Consider the following 19,103-nt stretch of genomic DNA (forward strand, 5'->3'; position numbering starts at 1 on the left):
ACCGGGTCAGGCCGGGGACGTGGGGGGCTCGCGGGGCGGGTCGTCGTCGTGACCGGACTTGCCGCCCTCGGGCTTCTCGCTCTGGGCGAGGAACCGCTCGAACTCGGCGGCCAGCTCGTCACCGCTGGGGAGCTCACCGCCCTCCAGACCGTCGGTCAGGTTGCCGGACTCGCGGGCGGCGGCCACCTGGTCGTACTGCTCCTCGAGCGCCTTCACCACCTGGCCGACCTCGTCCGAGTCCGCCATCTGCTCGGCGATCTCGGTGTCGGCCTGCTCGGCGGCACGGGTCAGCGTCTCGGTCGGCAGGTACAGCCCCGCCGCGAGGCCGGCATGGTCCAGCAGTACCCGCGCGGCCTGCGGGTACGCCGAGCGCGCGAGGTAGTGCGGGACGTGCACCGCGAAGCCCATCGCGTCCTGCCCGGCCTGGCCGAGCCGGAACTCCAGCAGGGCGGCCGCGCTGCCCGGGACGTCGGCTGTCGCGAACCAGGGCGTGTGCCCCTCGACCAGCTCCGGGCGGGTCGCGTGCGCGGTCACGCCGATCGGCCGGGTGTGCGGCACGGCCATCGGAATGCCCTGCAGGGTGATCACCAGGCGGACGCCGAGCTGCTCGACCAGCAGCCCCACCGCGGCGACGAACCGTTCCCACTGGGTGTCCGGCTCCGGGCCCGACAGCAGCAGGTACCCGGTCTCGCCGGTGTCGGTGAAGGCGACGACGTCGAGCGTGGGCGGGTCGTACTCGCTCCAGCGGTCGGTCTCGTACCGCAGTGGTGGGCGCCGGGAGCGGTAGTCGATGAGCTGGTCGACGTCGAAGCCGGCGACCCGCTTGGCCTCGCGCCCGTCCGACAGCGCGCCGACGGCGAGGGCGGCCGCGTTGCCGGCGTCCACGAACCCGTCCAGCACGACGATCAGCACGGGCTCGTCGAGCTTCGGAGCGGCCGGATCGACCTGGTAGAGCTGAGCGGGATCGAGCACCGGCATCCTCCATGTCGTGGCGTGCGCGACCGACCCTATCCGGAGCCGCCGGGCACCGTTGTGCTGATGGTGGTGTGAGCCGTCTCCTCCTCCGGGGCCGACGGCCGTGGGCGTGCACCACAATGTGCAGGGTCATGCACTCCTCACAGCGCGCTTACCTGGTCTGGTCCGCCGGTCTCCTCGCCTACACGGTGGCGGTGCTGCAACGGAGCTCGTTCGGCGTCGCCGGGCTCGACGCCGCCGAACGGTTCGACGCGTCGCCGACGGTGCTCGCCGGTTTCCTCGTCCTGCAGCTGCTGGTGTACGCGGCGCTGCAGGTGCCGGTCGGGTTGCTGCTCGACCGGTTCGGCGCGCGGGCGATGGTGCTGGCCGGTGCCCTGACGATGACGGCCGCGCAGGTGCTGGTCGCGGTGGCGACGGCCCTGCCGCTGGCGATCGCCGCCCGGGTGCTGGTCGGGGTCGGGGACGCCCTGACGTTCATCTCCGTGCTGTCGGTGGTGTCGGTGTGGTTCCCGGCCCGCCGGGTGCCGCTGATGACCCAGCTGACGGCGCTGCTCGGCCAGTTCGGCCAGGTGCTGTCCGCGATCCCGCTGGCCAGCCTGCTGCACGGCTACGGCTGGACGACGGCGTTCCTCGCCGCGGCCGCGGCCGGCCTGGTCGCCGTTATCGCGGTGCTCGCGGTGTTCCGGGACCGGCCCCCGGGCAGCCCGGCGCCCGGGCCCGCGGCGAGCCCGCGCGAGGTGATCGACGGCCTGAAGGAGGCCTGGCGCCATCCCGGCACCCGGCTCGGGCTGTGGACGCACGCGGGCACCCAGTTCTCCGGCCTGGTGTTCGCGCTGCTGTGGGGGGTGCCGTACCTGGTCGCCGGGCAGGGCATGAGCACGACCGGGGCCTCGGTGATGCTGACGGTGCTGGTGCTGGGCGGCGCCGTCGTCGGGCCGGTCTTCGGCGAGCTCACCGCCCGGCACCCGCTGCGCCGGTCCTGGCTCGTGCTGTCCGTGATCGGGGCGACGGCGCTGGTGTGGGCCGTGGTGCTGCTGGTGCCGCCGCCCGCGCCGCTGTGGCTGCTGGTGCTGCTGGTGCTGGTGCTGGCCGCGAACGGCCCCAGCTCGGCCGTCGGGTTCGACTACGCCCGCACGTTCAACCCGGAGCACCGCCGCGGGACGGCCGTCGGGATCGTCAACGTCGGCGGGTTCACCGCGTCGCTGACGACGACCTTGCTGGTCGGTGCGGTACTGGGGATCGCGGGCGGCTACACGCCCGAGGCGTTCCGGGTCGCCTGGCTGGTCCAGTTCCCGATCTGGGCGATCACCACGCTCGGGGTGCTCGGCTCGCGGCGCAAGGCGCGGCGGGTGATGGCGGCCGAGGGCACCGTGGTCCCGCCGCTGCGGGAGGCGCTGCGGCGGAACCGGCGTCGCCGGCGCGCGTGAGCCCTCCGGGGCCGTTCGCGCGTACCCGGTACCCCGCACGGGAGCACCGGGTACGCGTCCGGATCACTCGGCCAGCAGCCGGTAGAGCGCCTTGCGGGCCTCGGCCAGTGACTCGGTCGCCGAGGTGATCTGCTCGGCCGAGCCTGCCGCGGCGACCTGCTGGGCGGCGGCGAACAGCTTCGACAGCTCCTCGCCGAGCCCGTCGCCCGGTTCGTCACCGGTCGCGTTCTCTTCGGAGAACGGCGCCCAGACCGCGTCCAGCGCGGCGCGGTGCTCCTCGACGTGCCGGGTGCCCTCCTCGGTCAGGTGGACGACGCGACGGCCGTCGGTCTGCTCGGAACGGACCAGGCGCTCGTCCTCCAGCTGGGACAGCATCGGGTAGACCGAGCCGGGGCTCGGCTTCCACTGGCCACCCGAGCGGGCGGTGATCTCCTGGATGATCTCGTAGCCGTGCCGCGGCCCGTCGGCGAGGACGGCGAGCACCGCCGTCCGGACGTCGCCGCGGGCGGTGCGCCGACCGCGGCGGCCGAACCCGCGCCCCGGCCCGCCGGGCCCGAAACCTCCCGGCCCGAAGCCGCCCGGCCCGAAGCCGCCCGGGCCGAAGCCGCCCGGACCGAAGGGGCCGCCGGGCCCGAAGCCGGGACCGAACGGGCCACCCGGCCCACGGCCGCGACCGCGCGGCCCCCGGTGGTGCCGGTGTCCACGGTGTGGGCCGTGCTCCTCGTCGTTCTCGTCGTGCATGGCTGCCTCCTCGGGGCCGCAGAAGTCGGGGCGGGCTGGGCCGGGCCGGGCGAACCGCGGGCGGCGGAACCCACGTCCGAAGGTCGGGCCCCAGGGCGTCTCGTGCGTGGTCATGACCTGTGTCCTCTCGTCGCGAGCCTCCTCTTCGATCGGCTCGTGTGCCATCACGATATATCGGGAACGGTCGCAACTGCAACGAGAAACATCGGAGAGGGGAGGAAACGACCGGTCCGGCCGTTTCAGCGGTGGCCGCGTCGCCGGACATGCCGTTGACTGGTCGGTGACTGTTCGTGCAGGTCCGGTGGCACCGGACCGGTCGAGGGGAGATCGTCGTGGGGCGTCGTGACAGGAAGACCGGTGATGTCGTGGCGCCGGTGGGGGTCGACGACTCGGCGGAGGAGCTCGACCTGACCGGTGTCTCGGCCGCCGACCTGCGGGACCGGCTGTCCGCCCACTCCGACGGTCGCGACGACCGGGTGGTCCGGGCGGCGGTGGACCTGCGCGAGAGCCTGGACCGGCTGGGCGCGGCGATCACGGAGCGCCGGAACGCGATCGTCGGACGGGCCGGGGAGATCGCGCGTGCGGCGGCGCCGTTCGCCGGTGGTGCCGCGGTGGCGGGCCTCGGTGCGGCGCTGGTCGTGAAGCGGGCGCGGCGGCCGCAGGTGACCCGGCCCGGCGCCGGCTTCCGATAACCGATGACCGACGCCGGCGGGCCGTCAGCCCTCGTGCCACCGCGGGGACGTCGTGCGCGGCGGGAGCAGCCGCGCGGCGACCCGCACCAGGCACGGGCGCCGGGCGGCGACCGCCTCGCACAGCGCGGGACCGAGCTCGTCGAGGCCCGCGTCCACCGCGTCCATCCCGTAGGCCCCGGCCAGTGCGACCAGGTCCGGGGTGTGCAGGTCGAGGCCGGTGTGCGTCGTCAGCCGGTCCGTGCCCGGTGAGCCGGCGCCCCGCTCGGCGTCGTAGCGCAACATCCCGTACCCGGCGTCGTCGACGACGAGGACGGTGACCGGCAGTCGCTGCTGGACCAGCGTCGCGAGCTCGCCGACGGCCATCGCGAGGCCACCGTCGCCGATCACGGCGAGGGCCGGGGTCCCGGTCGCGGCGACCCCGACGGCTGCCGGCAGGCCGAACCCGAGCGTGCCCCAGCCGACCGGGTAGGCCAGCCCGCGCGGGCCGGCGGGGCGGGCGTAGCCGCCGGCCCAGTACCCGGCGACGGCCATGTCGCAGACCAGCGCGACGCCGGTCGCCGTCACCGACTCCACGGCGTCGACCAGCGTGAACGCCTCGGCGGTCGCGGGATCGCCGCGCAGCCGCTCCCGCACCCGGTCCGCGACGCGCGGGTCCCACCACGGCGGGCGGGCCGGCATCGCGGCGCGCAGCGCGTCGAGCAGGGCTGCGACGTCGCCGGTCAGGGCGTGCCCGGCCGTCCATTCCGGGGGGTCGGCCGGTGCCGCGGGGTCCACGGTGACCAGCGCGGGCGGGCGGGGCATCGTCCAGGTGCGGGTGTTCATGCCGTCCAGCCCGCCGCCGACGGCGAGCAGCACGTCCGCGGACCCGATCAGCTCCGCGATCTCCGGCTCGTGCGGGGGAGCGGCGAGCGCGGTCTCGAGACCCCGCGCCCCGAACGCGGTGACCAGCGGGGCTCCGAGGTGCCGGGCCAACGCGACGACGGCACCGGTCGCGTCGAGACAGCCCGGCCCGGCCCAGACGACGGCCCGCCCGGCGCCGATGGCCGCAGCCGCGGCGCGCGTGTCATCCGGCGGCCCGGCGCGTTCACCGCTTACGGTTCCGGCCCCGGAGTCGGCTTCGGACCCGGCCCCCGCGCGTGGGAGTGCGGTCCGGCCGGTGCCGGGCCGGGTGGCCGCGGGCTCACCCAGCACGTCGGCGGGTTCACCCAGTACGTCGGCGGGGACGTCGACGTACACCGGCCCTCGCGGCGCCTCGAGCGCGACTGCGGCCGCCTGCCGGATCGCCGCGGCCGCATCCGCCGCCGTCCGGGGCGTGAACACCGCCTTCGCCAGCGGCGCGAAGATCGCGGCCTGGTCGCGCGACTCGTGCAGCACCCCGCGCAGGCGGCCGTCCCGGCGCACGCGCTGGGGGATCTCCGAGGCCACGAGCACGATCGGCGAGCCCGCCGCGGCCGCCTCGCCGAACGCGGTGAGCGCGTTCGTCGCACCCGGGCCGGTGGTGACCACGGCAGCGCCGAGCCGCCCCGTCCGGCGCGCCCAGCCGTCCGCGGCGAAGCCTGCCGTCTGCTCGTGCCGGACCACCACCGGTGACCTGTTCCCGGCCCCGAAGAAGGCGAGGTTGTGCACCCCGGGCAGGCCGAACACCGTCGTCGCACCCGCGTCGTGGAGTACGCCGAGGATGTCCGTCGCCACCGTGTCGGCCGGCACCGGCTCCTCCGAACTGCTCATGGCACACCGTTCGCGCTTGCACGAGCTTTTTGTGAGGGCGGACACTCCTCGGTGAAGGATCCCACCGGAAGGAGCGTCCCATGAAGGTGTCCGACATCCTGCGGGCCAAGGGCGGCACCGTGCACACGGTGCTCTCGTGGAACACGGTGGGCGAGGCCGCCATCCGGCTGGCCGGACCGCCCGGCATCGGTGCCCTGGTGGTCTCCGACGACGGGTTTCGCGAGCGCGTGGACGGCATCATCTCCGAGCGGGACATCGTCCGCCGTCTCGCCGCCGACGGGCCGGGCCTCATGACGCTGACCGTCGCCGACATCATGACCCGGCACGCGATCACCTGCTCGCCGGACAACTCGATCGCCGAGGTCATGGCGCTGATGAACCGCTGGCGGCACCGCCACCTTCCGGTCGTGGAGAACGGGCGGCTCTGCGGGATGATCAGCATCGGGGACGTCGTCAAGCAGCGGCTGGCCGAGATGAGCACCGAGGCGGGAGTCCTGCGCGACATCTACCTGGCGAGCCACTGAGTTCCTGCCGTCCCGCGACGGGGGCGGCGCCCACCCACAGTACGGTCGTCGGCGTGGACGACCCGGCCGGTGGACAGTGGGAACGGATCCTGGCCGCCGTGATCGAGGACTCGCACCTGATCCCGGCGGAGCGTCTCACCGAGACGGTGGACCGTGCGGTCCGGCCGGTGGGGCTGGGCGTCCAGGTACTGATGGTCGATCTGGCCCAGCGGACCCTCCAGCCCCTGCTGACGGGCGACGCCGCCGCACCGATCCCGGTGGAAGGCACCGTGGGAGGCCGGGCGTACCAGTTCACCGAGATCGTCGCGGGCTCCGACGGTGCCGGCGACCGCGTCCTGTGGTTGCCGTTGCTGGACGGGACCGAACGGGTCGGGGTCCTGCGTGTCGCGTTGGCTCCCGGGGTCGTCGACGATGCGGTCCTGCACGGGCGGCTGTGGGCGCTGGCCGGGCTCGTCGGTCACGTGCTGATGACCAAGATCGGTCAGAACACCTGGCTGCAGCGGTTCCGCGCCCCGCGGCTGGCACCCGAGGCGGAGCTGCTGTGGCGGCTGCTCCCCCCGCGCACCCTGGCGACCGAGCAGGTCGTGATCTCCGCACTGCTCGAGCCGGTCGACGAGGTCGCCGGGGACGCCTACGACTACGCCGTGGGCGACACCATCGATCTCGCGATCTTCGACGGGGTCGGGCACGACATCATGGCCGGGGTCAGCACCGCCCTGGCCCTGACCGCGGTCCGCAACGCCCGCCGTGAGGGCGTCACCGACCTGGCTGCGCAGGCCGAACGGGCCGACGCGGTGCTCGAGGAGCACGACGGCCCGGGCCGTTTCGTCACCGCGGCGCTGGCCCGGCTCGACGTCACGACCGGAGAGCTGACCTACCTGCTGGCCGGCCACCCGGCACCGTTCCTGCTGCGTGACGGTCAGATGATCAAGGAGCTGGGACAGCCCCCGCGGCTACCGCTGGGAGTCACCGTGCCGGGGGCCGCCACCGCGGACGTCGTCGGTCACGAACAGCTCGAACCCGGCGACCGGGTGTTGTTCTACACCGACGGGGTCACCGAGGCCCGCGACGAGAACGGCCGGTTCTTCGGCGAGCAGCGGCTGATCGACATGGCCGAACGTGCCGAGCTCGACCACCTCTCCGCGCCCGAGACCCTGCGCCGCCTGGTCGCCGCCGTGCTGGCCCACCAGAACGACCGCCTGCAGGACGACGCCACGCTGCTCATGCTCGACTGGGCCTCCGACCGCCATCCGCGCCTGTTCCCCAGCATCCACGGCGCCGGTTGAGCCGCTGAGCCGCTACGCCGCGCCCGTTCCGGGTGCCTGCTCGGATCGTCACACCGGGAACGTCAGCGCGAGTGCGGGCGTTGTGGGGGACATGAGCGCTGCATCCGCCTCGTCCGCCGGCCGCCGGGTCGGCCGCACGGCCGCCTTCGCCACGCTCTTCCGCGCCCTCACCCGGCGGGGCGGCCCCGGTGAGCCCGGACCCGTCGAGCGGGTCAGGTCGCTGCCGTCGATGATCCGGGACGCCTGGCGCGGCGCCTACCCGCACCTGGGCAAGGGCCGGATGGCGACGTTCCTGCTCGCCCTGGCCTACCTGGTGTCGCCGGTGGACGTCGTGCCGGAGATGTTCCTGGCCGTGCTCGGCCTGACCGACGACGCCGTCGTCGCGATGTGGCTGGGCGGGTCGCTGCTGGTCGAGGCCGACCGCTACCTGGGCTGGCGCAGGCAGAACCCCGTGACGATCGATGCCCCGTCCCGTCAGGGCGAGCAGTTCGACCGGACGTAGTCGTTGATCCGTTGCGACGCCGCCTGGTAGGCGGGGTCGCTGCGGGCCTGCGCGATCTCCGGGTCGCGGGCGACCGCCATCGTGTCCCCGCCGTTGGCCTCCAGCAGTTCCAGCTGACGCTCGGCGAGCTGGTTCACGCGGTCGAAGTCCGCCCGGATCTCCTGCGGGGCCAGCGCGGTCACCTGCTGGTTGGCCCGCCGGACGTTCGCCGCGACCTGGTCGACGTCGCCGACCGAACGGCCGATCCCGATTCCGCTGACCGGTTCCGCGGCGTCCCGGCCGGCCTGCACGGCCTCGCAGAACGGGTTACTGGCGCGCGCCGGGGTGGTCGTCGCCTGGCGGGACGAACCGGGCTGGGTGGCCAGCGAGCCGCCACAGCCCGCGACCAGCACCAACGCTACCGAGAGAAGCAGCACGTGCCGCCGGACGGTCGTCATCGGGGGGTGCCTCCACTCGCCGATCGGAGGTGGGTTCCGATTCGCCCCGAATTCTAGGTCGGGCGATGTGAGGCCGCTGTCGGCGGACCCTGCCGAACGGCGGTGTGCCGCTTCCCGCGCCGAGCCCATCCTGTGCCGTGGGCCGGAGGGACGGAGCGCGGATGGACACCGAACGGCCTCCGATGGTCGGGCGGGCCGCCGAGCGGGCCCGGATCGCCGCCGTCCTGCGAGCCGCCCGGGACGGCCGCGGCACCCTGCTGCTCGCGACGGGCGAGCCCGGGATCGGCAAGAGCACGCTCGCGGCGACGGCTGCCGCCGACGCCCGCCGGGCCGGCTGCGAGGTGGTGTGCGGGCGGTGCCGCGAGACACCGGGGGCGCCGGCCTTCCACCCGTGGACGGAGGTGGTCCGGGCCCTCGCCGCCGGGGCGCCGGCCGGTGACCTCGCGCCGCTGCTCGTCGGGCACCCGTCGGCCGTCGACCGGTTCCAGCTGTTCGAGGCGGTCACCGAGCTGCTCGTCCGCCGCACCCGACCGCTGCTCGTGGTACTCGACGACCTGCACCGGGCGGACGAGGCCTCGCTGCTGTTGCTCGACCACCTGCTGCCTGCCCTCGACGACGCCCCGGTCGTCCTGTTCGGGACCTGCCGGGACGGGGGCGCCACCCGGCCGCCGGGGTTGACGACCGTCACCGGGCGCAGCTCGGTCGGTGTGTTCCGCCTGGCGGGCCTGTCCACGGCGGAGGCGGGGGAGCTGGTCGAGCAGCTCGCCCCCGGCGCCGCCGACCCCGAACGGCTGCGGGCGCGCTGCGCGGGAAACCCGTACTTCATGACCGAGCTGCTCCGGGACGTCGGCGCGGGCGAGCTGCCGGTGACGGTCGCCGCGGCGCTGGCAGCGCGGGTGGACCGGCTGCCACCGCAGACCCGCGTCGCGCTCGACGCCGGTGCGGTACTGGGCCGGGAGTTCGCCGCGGGAGAGGTCGCCCGGCTGCTCGGCCCGGCGCGACCGGCGGTCGACGAGGTGACCCTGACCGGTGCGCACGGGGACGCGTCGGGCCCGGCCGACGCGGACGTCGAGCGCGCGCTCGCCCCCGCCGTCGCCGATCGGCTGCTCACCGGCACCGGCCGCGGATACCGGTTCGCGCACGTCCTGGTCCGGGACGCGCTGCACGCGGGTTGCCCGTCCGCGCGGCGGACCGCGCTGCACGACCGCGCCGCCGGACTGGCAGGCCTTCAGGTGAGCGAACGGGCCGAGCACGCCGGGCAGGTGCTGCGCAGCGGGGCGGAGCGGGAGCGGGCGGCCCGGCTGGCCGTCGCCGCGGCCGCCGAGGCCACCGCCCGGCTCGCGTTCGAGGAGGAGCACGCCTGGCTGCGGCGGGCGCTGGAGCACACCGGCCCCGAGGACCGCTTCGAGCTGCTTCTCGCCGCAGGCGCGGCGGCCGGTCGGGCCGGGCGCGGGCAGGCCGCCCGGGACGCCCACGAGCAGGCGTGGCGGCTCGCGGGGGACCGGCCGGGCATGCGTCCGGCCACGGTTGCGCTCGGCCTGGGGGAGGTCGTCGACAACGCGGGCGCCGTCGACGCCGGCCTGGTCCGGATGCTCGAACGCGCCCTGGACCTGCTTCCGCCCTCCGCGCGGGCCACCCGGGTGGCGCTGCTCGCCCGGCTCGCGGTGGAGATCTACTGGGGTCCCCGGTTGCCGGAGGCCCGCACCGTCGCCCGGGACGCGGTGGCCGCCGCCCGCCGGCTCGGTGACTCCCGCACGCTCACCGGCGCGCTGGCCGCGCGGCAGTACGTGCTGCGCGGACCCGGGGACCGGGCCGAGCGGATCCGCACCGGTCGTGAGCTGGTCGGGCACGCGGCCGAGCACGGTGACGTCCCGGCCGAGGTGGCGGCGCGCCGGCTTCTCGTCGCCGATGCCTTCGGTACGTCACCGGAGGCGGTGGAGACCGAGCTCGGTGCCCTCGAAGCACTGGCCGAGCAGACCCGGCGCCCGCTCGCCCGCTGGTACGCGATGGTGTTCCGGACGGCGCTGGCCTGCCTGCGCGAGCCTGCCGGGGACGCGCTCGCGGCGATCGCGGCGACCGAGCGGCTCGGGGAGCGGATCGGGGCCCGGCCGGCGGCGATGTACGCGACCGTCCAGCGGGTCGCCGTCCTCCGTGGCACCGACCGTGCCGAGGAGACCGAGCCGGCGCTCCGCGCGATGATCGCGGCCTACCCCCGGCTGGCGACGCTGCGGTGCGGCCTGACGCTGCTGCTCGCCGGGACCGGACGGGAGCGGGACGCCACGGCGTCGCTCGAGTCGTTGACCGCCGACGGGTGCGCCGCCCTCCCGCGGGACGCACTGTGGCTCTCGGCCGTCGTGCAGTTGGCGGAGACGGCCGCCGCGCTGGGGAACCGGGACGCGGCGGCGACCCTGTACGCGGTGCTGCAGCCGCACCGCGGGGAGGTCGTGCTGCAGGGCCTGGTCGCCTGGCTCGGTGCCGTCGACCACCACCTCGGCCTGCTGGCCGCCACCCTCGGGCGGTCCGGCGAGGCCGACGACCTGCTCGCCGCGGGCGCCCGGACGCACCGGGAGTGGTCGGCGTCGGCGCTGCTCGTCCGCCGGGCCCCGATCGCGTCCGCCGCCGGGTTGACCCGCCGGGAGCGGGAGGTCCTCGACCTGGTCGCGACGGGCGCGCCGAACAAGCAGATCGCGCGACGGCTCGGGATCAGCGTGCACACCGTCGAGCGCCATCTCGCCAACGGCTACGTCAAGCTCGGCGCCCGTAACCGCGCCGAGGCGACCGCGCACGTCCTGCGGGGGCGGTGCTGACACCGGCGGCTACATGCTTTCCGGGATACCGGCGCCCCTCGGACCGGCGCGACGCTTCCGGGCAGTGGCCGCCGCCGGCGGCCCGGTGGCGAGGAGGCCGGTCATGGGACGACTGCGGGACAAGACGGCGCTGATCACCGGCGGGGAGAGCGGGATCGGGCTGGCCACCGCCCGCCGGTTCGTCGAGGAGGGCGCTCGTGTCTTCCTCGTCGGTCTGGACGAGGGACGGCTGAAGGAGGCGGTCTCCGAGCTGGGTGCGGCCGCCGGGTACGCGGTCGCCGACGTCACCGACGAGGATGCGGTGATCGCCGCCTCCGACGCCGCGATCGGCGCGTTCGGCACGCTCGACGTGCTGTTCTCCAACGCGGGCATCTCCGGGGCGGTGACCGGGATCGAGGACTACCCGTCGGAGACGTTCGCCCGCACGCTGGCCGTGCACGTCACCGGTGCGTTCCACGTGATCAAGCACGGGCTGCCGCGGATGCACGACGGCGGCAGCATCGTGATCACCTCCAGCGTCGTCGGCCTGATCGGCTTCGGCGGGCTGTGTGGCTACATCGCGGCCAAGCACGCCCAGGTCGGCCTCATGCGGGCGATCGCCACCGAGGTCGCGCCCCGCCGGATCCGGGTCAACTCGCTGCATCCCGGGCCGACGTCCACGGCGTTCCAGGACGAGATCGAGATGGCCGCGACCGGTCTGTCCCGGGAGGCGGCCGCGGCGGCGTTCGACGAGCTGCTGCCGCTGCGACGGCACGCCCGGCCGGGGGAGATCGCCGACGCCGTCGTCTACCTGGCCTCGGACGAGAGCGCGTTCGTCACCCGCACCACCCTGGCCGTCGACGGCGGGTTGGCCGGTTGACCGTCGTGGCTATGCCGGGCCCGGCCGTCGCGTGGGCGCGGCCGGCTGCCTGGCCGTACCGCCGAGCTGCCGGATCAGGCCGACCCACCAGACGACCGTGAAGGCGATGACCGTCGGGTTCTTCACCATCAGCACCACGGCCAGGTAGGTCGGACCCCAGGCCGGTGGCAGCAGTGCGGCCCCGCCCCGCTCCACGGCCACGTCGAACAGCAGGAACGCCGCGCAGAGCAGGAGGCCCTGGTACGCCAGCGAGACCGGGTGCCGGGACACGAACCCCCGGGCGGTCGACCACCGCAGCCGGACGCCCCGCATCGCCGTCCGCCAGACGACCACCACCAGGGCGATCCGGGCCAGAGCCACCACGACCTCCGACGCCGAAGCGACGGCGTCCGGAATCTCGCCGGACCAGTTCACCACCACGAACCGCTGGATCGACCCCACCAGGGACAGCCCGACCACGGGCTTCCAGTGCCGCACGAAGAACCGCGCGGCCCAGCGCGGTACCGACAACGCGAGTCGCCACTCCGACATGGCAATCCTTTCAGCAAGCTGAAGCAATTTCGTTCAGAGTAGTGAAATATCGGGTGCGGTAAAGTGATTTCCGTGGAAGCAACGGATGCAGGTCGGCGGCTGAGCACGGCCGTGGCGGCGTTCCACGAGGCCGTCGGCGCGCACCTGGGCGTGACCGCGGTGGACCAGCGGGCGTACGCGATCGTCGCGGGGGACGGGCCGATGCCGGCCGGGGAGCTGGCCCGGCGGCTGAACCTGACGCCGGGGGCGGTGACCGGGGTGGCCGACCGGCTGGAGCGGGCGGGGCTGCTCCAGCGCGCTCCCGACCGGGCCGACCGCCGCCGCGTGCTGCTGAGCGCGGAGCCCGGCGCGTACGGCGAACTCTTCGCCGGGCTCGGCGCGGCGATGTCAGAGATGACGGCCCGCTACACCCCCGGGGAACAGGCGGTCGTCGCCGACTGGGTGGCGCGCACGGTCGGGATCCTGCAGGAGCAGACCCGCGTGCTCGTCGACCGCCTGCCGGAAGACCCCGGATGAATCCGGATGCCGGTCGGCTCCCGATCGGCGATCCTCGGTCTCGTCGAGATCGAGAAGGAGACACAGACATGTACACCCTCACCGGCACCACGGCGCCGGTCCGCCTGTGGACGGACCCGGAGTCCGTCGAGCCCGGCGCGCTGACCCAGCTGCGCAACTGCGCGAACCTGCCGTGGACCCACGGTGTCGCCGTCATGCCGGACGTCCACCAGGGCTACGGCGCGACCGTCGGGTCGGTGGTCGCGATGCGCGACGCCGTGTCGCCCGGAGCCGTCGGCGTCGACATCGGTTGCGGGATGTCCGCGGTCCGCACCGACCTCACCGCGGCAGACTTGCCGGACTCGCTGGCCCGGGTGCGCGCGCAGGTCGAGCGGGACGTCCCGGTCGGCCGGGCCGGGCACCGCGAGGGTCCCGATCTGACGCGACTCGGTATCGACCGCCGTCACGACTGGGCGGGTTTCTGGGCCGGGTTCGAGCGGCTGCACCACCTGCGCGACATGTCCTGGGCCGGCGAGGACAAGCTGCGTGCCAAGGCGCACCGGCAGCTCGGGTCGCTCGGATCCGGCAACCACTTCCTCGAGCTGTGCCTGGACGGCGACGACCGGGTCTGGCTGATGCTGCACTCCGGATCGCGGGGGATCGGCAACATCCTGGCGAACCTGCACATCGAGCGGGCCAAGGAGCTGCCGCACAACCAGGACCTGCCCGACCGTGACCTCGCGGTGTTCCTGTCCGGGACGCCGCAGATGGACGCCTACCGGGCCGACCTGTACTGGGCGCAGGAGTACGCACGGCTCAACCGGTACGTGATGATGGAGCTGTTCCAGGCCGCACTGGCCCGTGGCCTGGGCCGCGCCGTCGCGTTCGAGCCCGAGGTGTCCTGCCACCACAACTACGTGTCTGAGGAGACCTACGACGGCGTCGAGCTGATCGTGACCCGCAAGGGCGCGATCTCCACCGAGGGCGGGCGGAGGGGCATCATCCCGGGGTCGATGGGCACCGGCTCGTTCATCGTGTCGGGTCTGGCGAACCCGCAGGCCTACAGCTCGGCGTCGCACGGCGCGGGCCGGCGGATGTCGCGGGCGGCGGCGCGCCGGCAGTTCTCGGTGGCCGACCTGCAGGCGCAGACCGAGGGCGTCGAGTGCCGCAAGGACGCGGGTGTGATCGACGAGATCCCCGGCGCCTACAAGGATCTCGACACGGTCATGGCCCAGCAGACCGATCTCGTCCGGGTCGAGCACCGGCTCCGGACGGTCCTCTGCGTGAAGGGCTGACCGACCGGGCGGTCCGTCCGCACACCAGCCGCAGGCCGAGCAGCGCACAGCCGAGCACGCCCGGCCAGCCGGTCCCCGACGTCGTCATGACGCGGCCTCCGTTCCCGGACCGACGGTAGTGCCCCCGTCACGACGTGGGCCGGTTCGTCCCCGCCGTGCCGGGTAGGCGGATGCCCGTACCGGCCACGACACGGACGGGGAACCCGATGGTGACACCGGCACCGCAGCGGTCCTGGCTGCGTTCGCGGCACGGGCGGAACGTGATCGCCGGCGTCCTGCTCGGGCTGGGCACGGTGGCCTTCGTGGACGAGGTCGTGTTCCACCAGCTGCTGCACTGGCACCACTTCTACGATCTCGCGACCACCGAGGTGGGCCTGGTCTCCGACGGCCTGTTCCACGCGTTCAGCTGGTTCGCCACGGTCGCCGGACTCCTGATGGTCGCCGCGCTGCGCCGGGAACACCTGTTCGCGGGCATGACCTGGACGGCCGGGCTGCTGACCGGAGCCGGGTTCTTCCAGCTGTACGACGGCGTGGTGCAGCACAAGCTGATGGGCCTGCACCAGATCCGGTACGACGTCGACCTGCTTCCCTACGACCTCACCTGGAACGTGATCGCCGCCGCGCTGCTCGTGGCCGGGATCGTGCTGTGGGTCGTGACCGCACGCCGCGACGCGCGCGCCGGAACCCGATGACGGCCGGCGGGCACCACCTGCCCGGTCCTGCTGTGGGCACGGTCGCACTCCTGGTGTGCGTGGTCTGCGGTCTCTACCTGCTCGGGGTGCTGCGGCTGCGCCGGCGCGGGATCTCGTGGCCACCGGGGCGTGCCGTGTCGTGGATCCTCGGTGCCGGCACGGTCGGAGTGGCGCTCGCCGGACCGATCGCCCAGCGCGCGCACCACGACTTCGCCGGCCACATGCTCGTGCACGTGCTGCTCGGCATGCTCGGGCCGCTGCTGATGGTGCTGGGCTCGCCGGTCGCCCTGGCGTTGCGCGTGTTGCCGGTGCGGGCGGCCCGTGCGGTCTCCCGGGTGCTCGGATCCGCCCCGGCGGCCGTGCTGACGAACCCCGTCGTCGCCGGCCTGCTGAACATCGGCGGGCTCTGGGTGCTCTACCGCACCGGTCTCTACCAGGCGATGCACACCGATCCCGCCGTGCACGCGCTGGTCCACGCGCACGTGTTCGCCGCGGGGTACCTGTTCTCGTTCGCGGTCCTGGGCAGGCCCGATCCCGCGCCGCACCGCCCGGCGCCGCACTGGCGCGCGGCCGCGCTCGTCGGGGCGATCGCCGCGCACAACGTCCTCGCGAAGAGCCTCTACGCCGACCCGCCCGCAGGTGTCCCGCCCGAGCAGGCGCAGGCCGGTGCGCAGCTCATGTACTACGCCGGTGCGCCGGTGGAACTCCTGCTGATCGTCCTGCTCTGCCGGTCCTGGCTGCTACCCCGCCGGGACCGGGGCCGCCGAGCGCCGCTCCCGGCCTGACCGGGCCCGGAACGGCGACTCGATGATCAGCCGTCGAGCACGTCCCGCAACACCCCCGGGTGGTCGGTGATGATCCGGTCGACACCGGCGTCGATCATCCGGCGCATGTCCGGCTCCTCGTTCACGGTGTAGACGCCGGTCTGCATGCCGCGGGCGCGGACGGTGTCGACCAGGTCGGCGTCGGTGACCCGGAAGCTCGGGTTGATCTGCTCGACACCGGTCGCGACGGCGTCGTCGAGCTGGGCGCCGGTGGGGCGGGTCTCGAACAGCCATCCGGCGGGCACGTCGGGGGCGGCCTCGGCGAAGCGGCGCATCGCGTCGTGGTCGAACGACTGCACCACGACACCGGGTCGCGGCGCGCCGAGCTCGGCGGCGACCTCCTTCTCGATGCCCGGGTACGTCGCGGGCTCCTTCAGCTCGATCAGCAGGCCGGCCCGGTCACCGGTGTGCTCGACGAACTCGGCGAAGGTCGGGATGCGCTCGCCGGCGAACCCGGGGCCGAACCAGGACCCGGCGTCGAGCTGCTTCAGCTCGGCGAGGGTGAAGCTGCCGGCCGGGTCGAGAGCACGGCCCGGGAAGACCTGCTCGACGTCGGTGGTGCGGGCGAGGGTGGCGTCGTGCAGCAGGACGAGATGGCCGTCCGCGGTGCGCTGGACGTCGATCTCGATCGAGTCGGCCTGCTGTTCGACGGCCTCGTCGACGGCCGCGAGGGTGTTCTCCGGGGCATCACCGGAGGCGCCGCGGTGCGCGACGACCTCGGTGCCGGTGCGGGTCTGCGCCGGTTCGGCGAGCGCGGCGGGGGAGAGGGCCACCACTGCGGCCGGGACGAGGGTCAGGGGGAGCAGCGTGCCGAGCAGGCGGCGCGTCAGGCGCACGGGGGGTACCTCCGGACGGGGGAACACGATCGTGGCCGACTCTGCGGGGCCGGTGCAACCGGCGGTTGGCGCGCGGGTGGCCGCACGGCGACGGGGGCCGGAACGCCTCGCGGCGAGGAGCGCGCGTGCCCGACCCGGCACTCCTCAGGGCCGCGCGGCCGCGGCGGTGAACGCCGGGAGGTAGCCGTGGGTGTAACCCCGCTCGTTCGGGTGGTAGACGGCCGGGGTCGTCGGCTGCGCGGGCGGGTTGATCCAGGGATCGGCGCTGCAGAGCCCGTGCCCGGCGAAGGTGTCGCGCACGTCGACGAACTGCCCGCGGAACCGCTGTGCGGCGTCGGCGAGCGAGGTGTTGAGCGTGTCGGCGGCCCGGTTGAGCGCCGCACGACGAGCGGCGTTCGGAACCCCCGCGACGTCGCAGGCGCCGGGCTCGAACAGCCGCGGGTAGCCGAGCACGACGATCTTTGCGTCGGGTGCCTGCAGCCGGGCACCGACGATCACCGAGATCAGCCCGCCGGGCGCGAACAGGCGGGCCACCCGCTCCCCGCCGCGGATGGCGCGGAAGCAGGTCTCGTCGTCGGGGGCGGTGCTGCAGGTGGCCATCACCGGGCCGAACCCGGTGTCGTTCCCGCCCACGGTGATCGTGACGAGCGTGGTGTCGGGCCCGACCGCGCGGACCTGCTTCGCGACGACCTCACCGCTGGTCGCGCCGCTGCAGGCGACGGAGGTGAACGACGCCGGGCCGTTCCGTGCCGCCCACAGCGCGGGGTAGGAGTCGTCGCTGCGGCGGCACGCGCCGCTCGCCGGGTCGGGGGTGGCGCCGACGCCGGCGGCATAGGAGTCCCCGAGTGCGACGTACCTCGTCACCGCCTGGTCGCGTGCGGGGGCCGCGACCGCCGCCGGGGCGAGGACGACGACGAGGGCGCAGGCCAGCAGCGGGACGAGGAGTCGGCGCACGAGGCTCAGCCAACCCGGGGTGCGGTGGTCCCGGCAAGCACGGTTCCGGGTGAGGGGTGCGCGACCTGCGGGCCCGGCTCGGCTCGCGCCGTCGGCTCCGACCACCCAGCGTGACCGCGCGCACATGCCGGCATCCGGCCGAACCACTCGCCCACCCGCCGTGCGCAGCCGTCATGGCAGGTCAGAGCGTTCTCCGGGAATAGTGCTGCCAGTGGTCCCTGCGGTGAACGGCAGGTTGCGCCCGCGCTCGTCACCGAGCGTCCGCTCACCGCCCGCCACGTCCCGGTGGTCTCGTGATCACTCATTCGTGTTTGCCGGCCGCGGGTGCCCGGTTAGCGTGGCTCTCAGATCACGGAACGGTTACGAACCGGACGCGGCCCGACCCCCGACGGGCTGCCCGCTCCCCACGGGTTGTCCGCCGTTCCGAGATCTGGAAGGAAGATCGTGGCACGGCATCGCTCCCCCCAGGGCCGAAGCGCGAGCCTCGGGCTCCTGTCACCGCAGTTCGCGGTGGCAGGGGTCGGAGGCCTGATCGGCGCGTTCCCGACCGGTCCGCACGTCCGGCGCGCCCGCACACCCGGGCACCCCGGGTACTCGGTCCCCTCCGGTTACTCGGTCCCGTCCGGCTCGTCCGGGTACTCCGGCTCGTCCGGCTCGTCCGACGAGGGTTCGCGCATCTCCGCGTCCACCCGGATCGCGGCCGCGGTCGTCGCCGTCGGCGGTATCGCCGGCGCCGCGCACGTGTCCGTCGGTTCCGGCGAGATCCCGTCCCCCGCGACCTGGTTCGACACCGGTTCGGTCGCCGCCTCGGCCGCGATCCCCGCGCCCCGGGCGCCGGTGGACGCCGTGCCGGCGTCGGCCCCGATCGCCGACTCGGCGACCATCGCCGCGCTGGCCACCCCGGCCGCCGCCGGCGGCTCGGTCGCCGCGCGGACCGTCACCGCCGGCGGCGGTGTCCACACCGGCGCGGCCGAGGCCGTGGAGGGCGCCGCGGCGTCGATCACGAAGGTGCAGGAGGCCGCCGCCGAGCGGGCCCGCGCCGCCGAGGCCGCCCGGGCCGCCGGCGCGACCGGGTCGCTGCAGTCCGCGTCCGCGTCCGCGGGCGGTGCGGTGTCGATCGTGTCCGGCCGGGTCACCTCCGGATTCGGCTCCCGCTGGGGCACCCAGCACGGGGGCCTGGACATCGCGGCCCCGATCGGCACCCCGATCCACGTGCCGCTCGCCGGCACCGTGATCAGCTCCGGTTCGGCCAGCGGTTTCGGGATGTGGGTCCGGGTGAAGCACGACGACGGCACGATCACCGTCTACGGCCACATCAACCGGTCGATGGTCGAGGTCGGGCAGAAGGTCGGAGCCGGTCAGCAGATCGCCGAGGTCGGCAACCGGGGCCAGTCCACCGGGCCGCACCTGCACATCGAGGTGATCGACCCGAGCGGGTCGAAGCTCAACCCGAAGCCGTGGCTGGACGCCAACGGGTTCAGCTACACCTGAGCGCGCC

At 74.5% G+C, this 19,103-nt stretch carries 19 protein-coding genes; 12 read left to right on the forward strand and 7 right to left on the reverse strand.

The features are described 5' to 3' along the window. Positions 1-6: 6 nt before the first annotated feature. Complete coding sequence (locus JOF36_RS13900; RefSeq protein WP_210027217.1) at positions 7-978, reverse strand: proteasome assembly chaperone family protein; 972 nt, start codon at positions 976-978, stop codon at positions 7-9. Between the two features lie 128 nt (positions 979-1,106). Here JOF36_RS13900 and JOF36_RS13905 point away from each other — a divergent pair, with 128 nt between their 5' ends. Then, positions 1,107-2,402, forward strand: a complete 1,296-nt coding sequence (locus JOF36_RS13905) for an MFS transporter (RefSeq protein ID WP_210027219.1) — start codon at positions 1,107-1,109, stop codon at positions 2,400-2,402. A 63-nt stretch (positions 2,403-2,465) separates the two neighbouring features. Here JOF36_RS13905 and JOF36_RS13910 read toward each other — a convergent pair whose 3' ends face one another. Continuing rightward, positions 2,466-3,257, reverse strand: a complete 792-nt coding sequence (locus tag JOF36_RS13910) for a PadR family transcriptional regulator (RefSeq protein WP_245350821.1) — start codon at positions 3,255-3,257, stop codon at positions 2,466-2,468. A gap of 218 nt (positions 3,258-3,475) precedes the next feature. On the opposite strand from JOF36_RS13910, the gene JOF36_RS13915 reads away from it, so the two are divergent. Beyond that, positions 3,476-3,835 carry a hypothetical protein gene (locus JOF36_RS13915; RefSeq protein ID WP_210027221.1) on the forward strand — a complete coding sequence of 120 codons (360 nt, stop codon included), beginning with the start codon at positions 3,476-3,478 and terminating at the stop codon, positions 3,833-3,835. A gap of 24 nt (positions 3,836-3,859) precedes the next feature. Here the strand turns inward: JOF36_RS13915 and JOF36_RS13920 are convergent, their stop codons facing one another. Continuing rightward, positions 3,860-5,563, reverse strand: coding sequence for a thiamine pyrophosphate-binding protein (locus JOF36_RS13920; protein ID WP_210027223.1), 1,704 nt, complete (start codon positions 5,561-5,563; stop codon positions 3,860-3,862). An 80-nt stretch (positions 5,564-5,643) separates the two neighbouring features. On the opposite strand from JOF36_RS13920, the gene JOF36_RS13925 reads away from it, so the two are divergent. The 3 genes from JOF36_RS13925 (at position 5,644) to JOF36_RS13935 (ending at position 7,875) form a co-directional block, all read left to right on the forward strand. After that, the gene (locus JOF36_RS13925; RefSeq protein WP_210027225.1) at positions 5,644-6,087 is read left to right on the forward strand and encodes a CBS domain-containing protein; all 444 of its coding nucleotides are present in this window, start codon (positions 5,644-5,646) and stop codon (positions 6,085-6,087) included. A 53-nt stretch (positions 6,088-6,140) separates the two neighbouring features. Next, a complete protein-coding gene (locus JOF36_RS38920; RefSeq protein ID WP_210027227.1) occupies positions 6,141-7,373 on the forward strand; it encodes a PP2C family protein-serine/threonine phosphatase in 1,233 nt (410 codons plus the stop codon). Positions 7,374-7,464: 91 nt separating this feature from the next. Then, a complete protein-coding gene (locus tag JOF36_RS13935; protein WP_210027228.1) occupies positions 7,465-7,875 on the forward strand; it encodes a YkvA family protein in 411 nt (136 codons plus the stop codon). Here the strand turns inward: JOF36_RS13935 and JOF36_RS13940 are convergent. Beyond that, the gene (locus JOF36_RS13940) at positions 7,848-8,312 is read right to left on the reverse strand and encodes a hypothetical protein (RefSeq protein ID WP_210027231.1); all 465 of its coding nucleotides are present in this window, start codon (positions 8,310-8,312) and stop codon (positions 7,848-7,850) included. The two genes, JOF36_RS13935 and JOF36_RS13940, sit on opposite strands and share 28 nt — an antisense overlap. 161 nt (positions 8,313-8,473) lie before the next feature. Here JOF36_RS13940 and JOF36_RS13945 point away from each other — a divergent pair, with 161 nt between their 5' ends. Beyond that, on the forward strand, positions 8,474-11,119 hold the full coding sequence (locus tag JOF36_RS13945) for an ATP-binding protein (protein ID WP_210027232.1): 2,646 nt from the start codon (positions 8,474-8,476) through the stop codon (positions 11,117-11,119). A 103-nt stretch (positions 11,120-11,222) separates the two neighbouring features. Next, positions 11,223-11,978: an SDR family NAD(P)-dependent oxidoreductase gene (locus JOF36_RS13950; RefSeq protein ID WP_210027234.1), complete on the forward strand. Its 756-nt coding sequence runs from the start codon at positions 11,223-11,225 to the stop codon at positions 11,976-11,978. A 9-nt stretch (positions 11,979-11,987) separates the two neighbouring features. Here the strand turns inward: JOF36_RS13950 and JOF36_RS13955 are convergent, their stop codons facing one another. Beyond that, positions 11,988-12,509 (reverse strand): hypothetical protein, encoded by a 522-nt coding sequence (locus JOF36_RS13955; protein WP_210027235.1) that lies wholly within the window; start codon positions 12,507-12,509, stop codon positions 11,988-11,990. Between the two features lie 72 nt (positions 12,510-12,581). Here JOF36_RS13955 and JOF36_RS13960 point away from each other — a divergent pair, with 72 nt between their 5' ends. The 4 genes from JOF36_RS13960 to JOF36_RS13975 all read left to right on the forward strand — a co-directional run bounded on the left by JOF36_RS13960 (position 12,582) and on the right by JOF36_RS13975 (position 15,776). Then, positions 12,582-13,025 carry a MarR family winged helix-turn-helix transcriptional regulator gene (locus JOF36_RS13960; RefSeq protein ID WP_210027236.1) on the forward strand — a complete coding sequence of 148 codons (444 nt, stop codon included), beginning with the start codon at positions 12,582-12,584 and terminating at the stop codon, positions 13,023-13,025. A gap of 68 nt (positions 13,026-13,093) precedes the next feature. Continuing rightward, complete coding sequence (locus tag JOF36_RS13965; RefSeq protein WP_210027237.1) at positions 13,094-14,299, forward strand: RtcB family protein; 1,206 nt, start codon at positions 13,094-13,096, stop codon at positions 14,297-14,299. A 206-nt stretch (positions 14,300-14,505) separates the two neighbouring features. Beyond that, positions 14,506-14,991 (forward strand): DUF2243 domain-containing protein, encoded by a 486-nt coding sequence (locus tag JOF36_RS13970; RefSeq protein WP_245350822.1) that lies wholly within the window; start codon positions 14,506-14,508, stop codon positions 14,989-14,991. Continuing rightward, a complete protein-coding gene (locus tag JOF36_RS13975; protein WP_210027238.1) occupies positions 14,988-15,776 on the forward strand; it encodes a cytochrome c oxidase assembly protein in 789 nt (262 codons plus the stop codon). Before JOF36_RS13970 ends, JOF36_RS13975 begins: the two co-directional genes overlap by 4 nt. Before the next feature lie 26 nt (positions 15,777-15,802). Here JOF36_RS13975 and JOF36_RS13980 read toward each other — a convergent pair whose 3' ends face one another. Together JOF36_RS13980 and JOF36_RS13985 are read right to left on the reverse strand one after the other, a co-directional pair. Continuing rightward, entirely contained in the window at positions 15,803-16,651 is an 849-nt protein-coding gene (locus tag JOF36_RS13980) for a glycerophosphodiester phosphodiesterase (RefSeq protein ID WP_210027239.1), read from the reverse strand. 144 nt (positions 16,652-16,795) lie between these two features. Beyond that, the gene (locus JOF36_RS13985; RefSeq protein ID WP_210027241.1) at positions 16,796-17,605 is read right to left on the reverse strand and encodes an SGNH/GDSL hydrolase family protein; all 810 of its coding nucleotides are present in this window, start codon (positions 17,603-17,605) and stop codon (positions 16,796-16,798) included. 510 nt (positions 17,606-18,115) lie between these two features. Here JOF36_RS13985 and JOF36_RS13990 point away from each other — a divergent pair. Beyond that, complete coding sequence (locus JOF36_RS13990) at positions 18,116-19,096, forward strand: M23 family metallopeptidase (RefSeq protein WP_307862371.1); 981 nt, start codon at positions 18,116-18,118, stop codon at positions 19,094-19,096. The last annotated feature ends 7 nt before the right edge of the window (positions 19,097-19,103 follow it).

The sequence above is a fragment of the Pseudonocardia parietis genome (assembly GCF_017876315.1).
Lineage (GTDB): Bacteria > Actinomycetota > Actinomycetes > Mycobacteriales > Pseudonocardiaceae > Pseudonocardia > Pseudonocardia parietis.

Bases quoted from the DNA above. Each gene is read 5' to 3' on its own strand.
- JOF36_RS13950 (WP_210027234.1), top strand. From the start codon at position 11,223: ATGGGACGACTGCGGGACAAGACGGCGCTGATCACCGGCGGGGAGAGC.
- JOF36_RS13935 (WP_210027228.1), top strand. From the start codon at position 7,465: ATGAGCGCTGCATCCGCCTCGTCCGCCGGCCGCCGGGTCGGCCGCACG.
- JOF36_RS13925 (WP_210027225.1), top strand. From the start codon at position 5,644: ATGAAGGTGTCCGACATCCTGCGGGCCAAGGGCGGCACCGTGCACACG.
- JOF36_RS13975 (WP_210027238.1), top strand. From the start codon at position 14,988: ATGACGGCCGGCGGGCACCACCTGCCCGGTCCTGCTGTGGGCACGGTC.
- JOF36_RS13970 (WP_245350822.1), top strand. From the start codon at position 14,506: ATGGTGACACCGGCACCGCAGCGGTCCTGGCTGCGTTCGCGGCACGGG.
- JOF36_RS13905 (WP_210027219.1), top strand. From the start codon at position 1,107: ATGCACTCCTCACAGCGCGCTTACCTGGTCTGGTCCGCCGGTCTCCTC.
- JOF36_RS13965 (WP_210027237.1), top strand. From the start codon at position 13,094: ATGTACACCCTCACCGGCACCACGGCGCCGGTCCGCCTGTGGACGGAC.
- JOF36_RS13910 (WP_245350821.1), bottom strand. From the start codon at position 3,257: ATGACCACGCACGAGACGCCCTGGGGCCCGACCTTCGGACGTGGGTTC.
- JOF36_RS13955 (WP_210027235.1), bottom strand. From the start codon at position 12,509: ATGTCGGAGTGGCGACTCGCGTTGTCGGTACCGCGCTGGGCCGCGCGG.
- JOF36_RS13920 (WP_210027223.1), bottom strand. From the start codon at position 5,563: ATGAGCAGTTCGGAGGAGCCGGTGCCGGCCGACACGGTGGCGACGGAC.
- JOF36_RS13940 (WP_210027231.1), bottom strand. From the start codon at position 8,312: ATGACGACCGTCCGGCGGCACGTGCTGCTTCTCTCGGTAGCGTTGGTG.
- JOF36_RS13945 (WP_210027232.1), top strand. From the start codon at position 8,474: ATGGACACCGAACGGCCTCCGATGGTCGGGCGGGCCGCCGAGCGGGCC.
- JOF36_RS13900 (WP_210027217.1), bottom strand. From the start codon at position 978: ATGCCGGTGCTCGATCCCGCTCAGCTCTACCAGGTCGATCCGGCCGCT.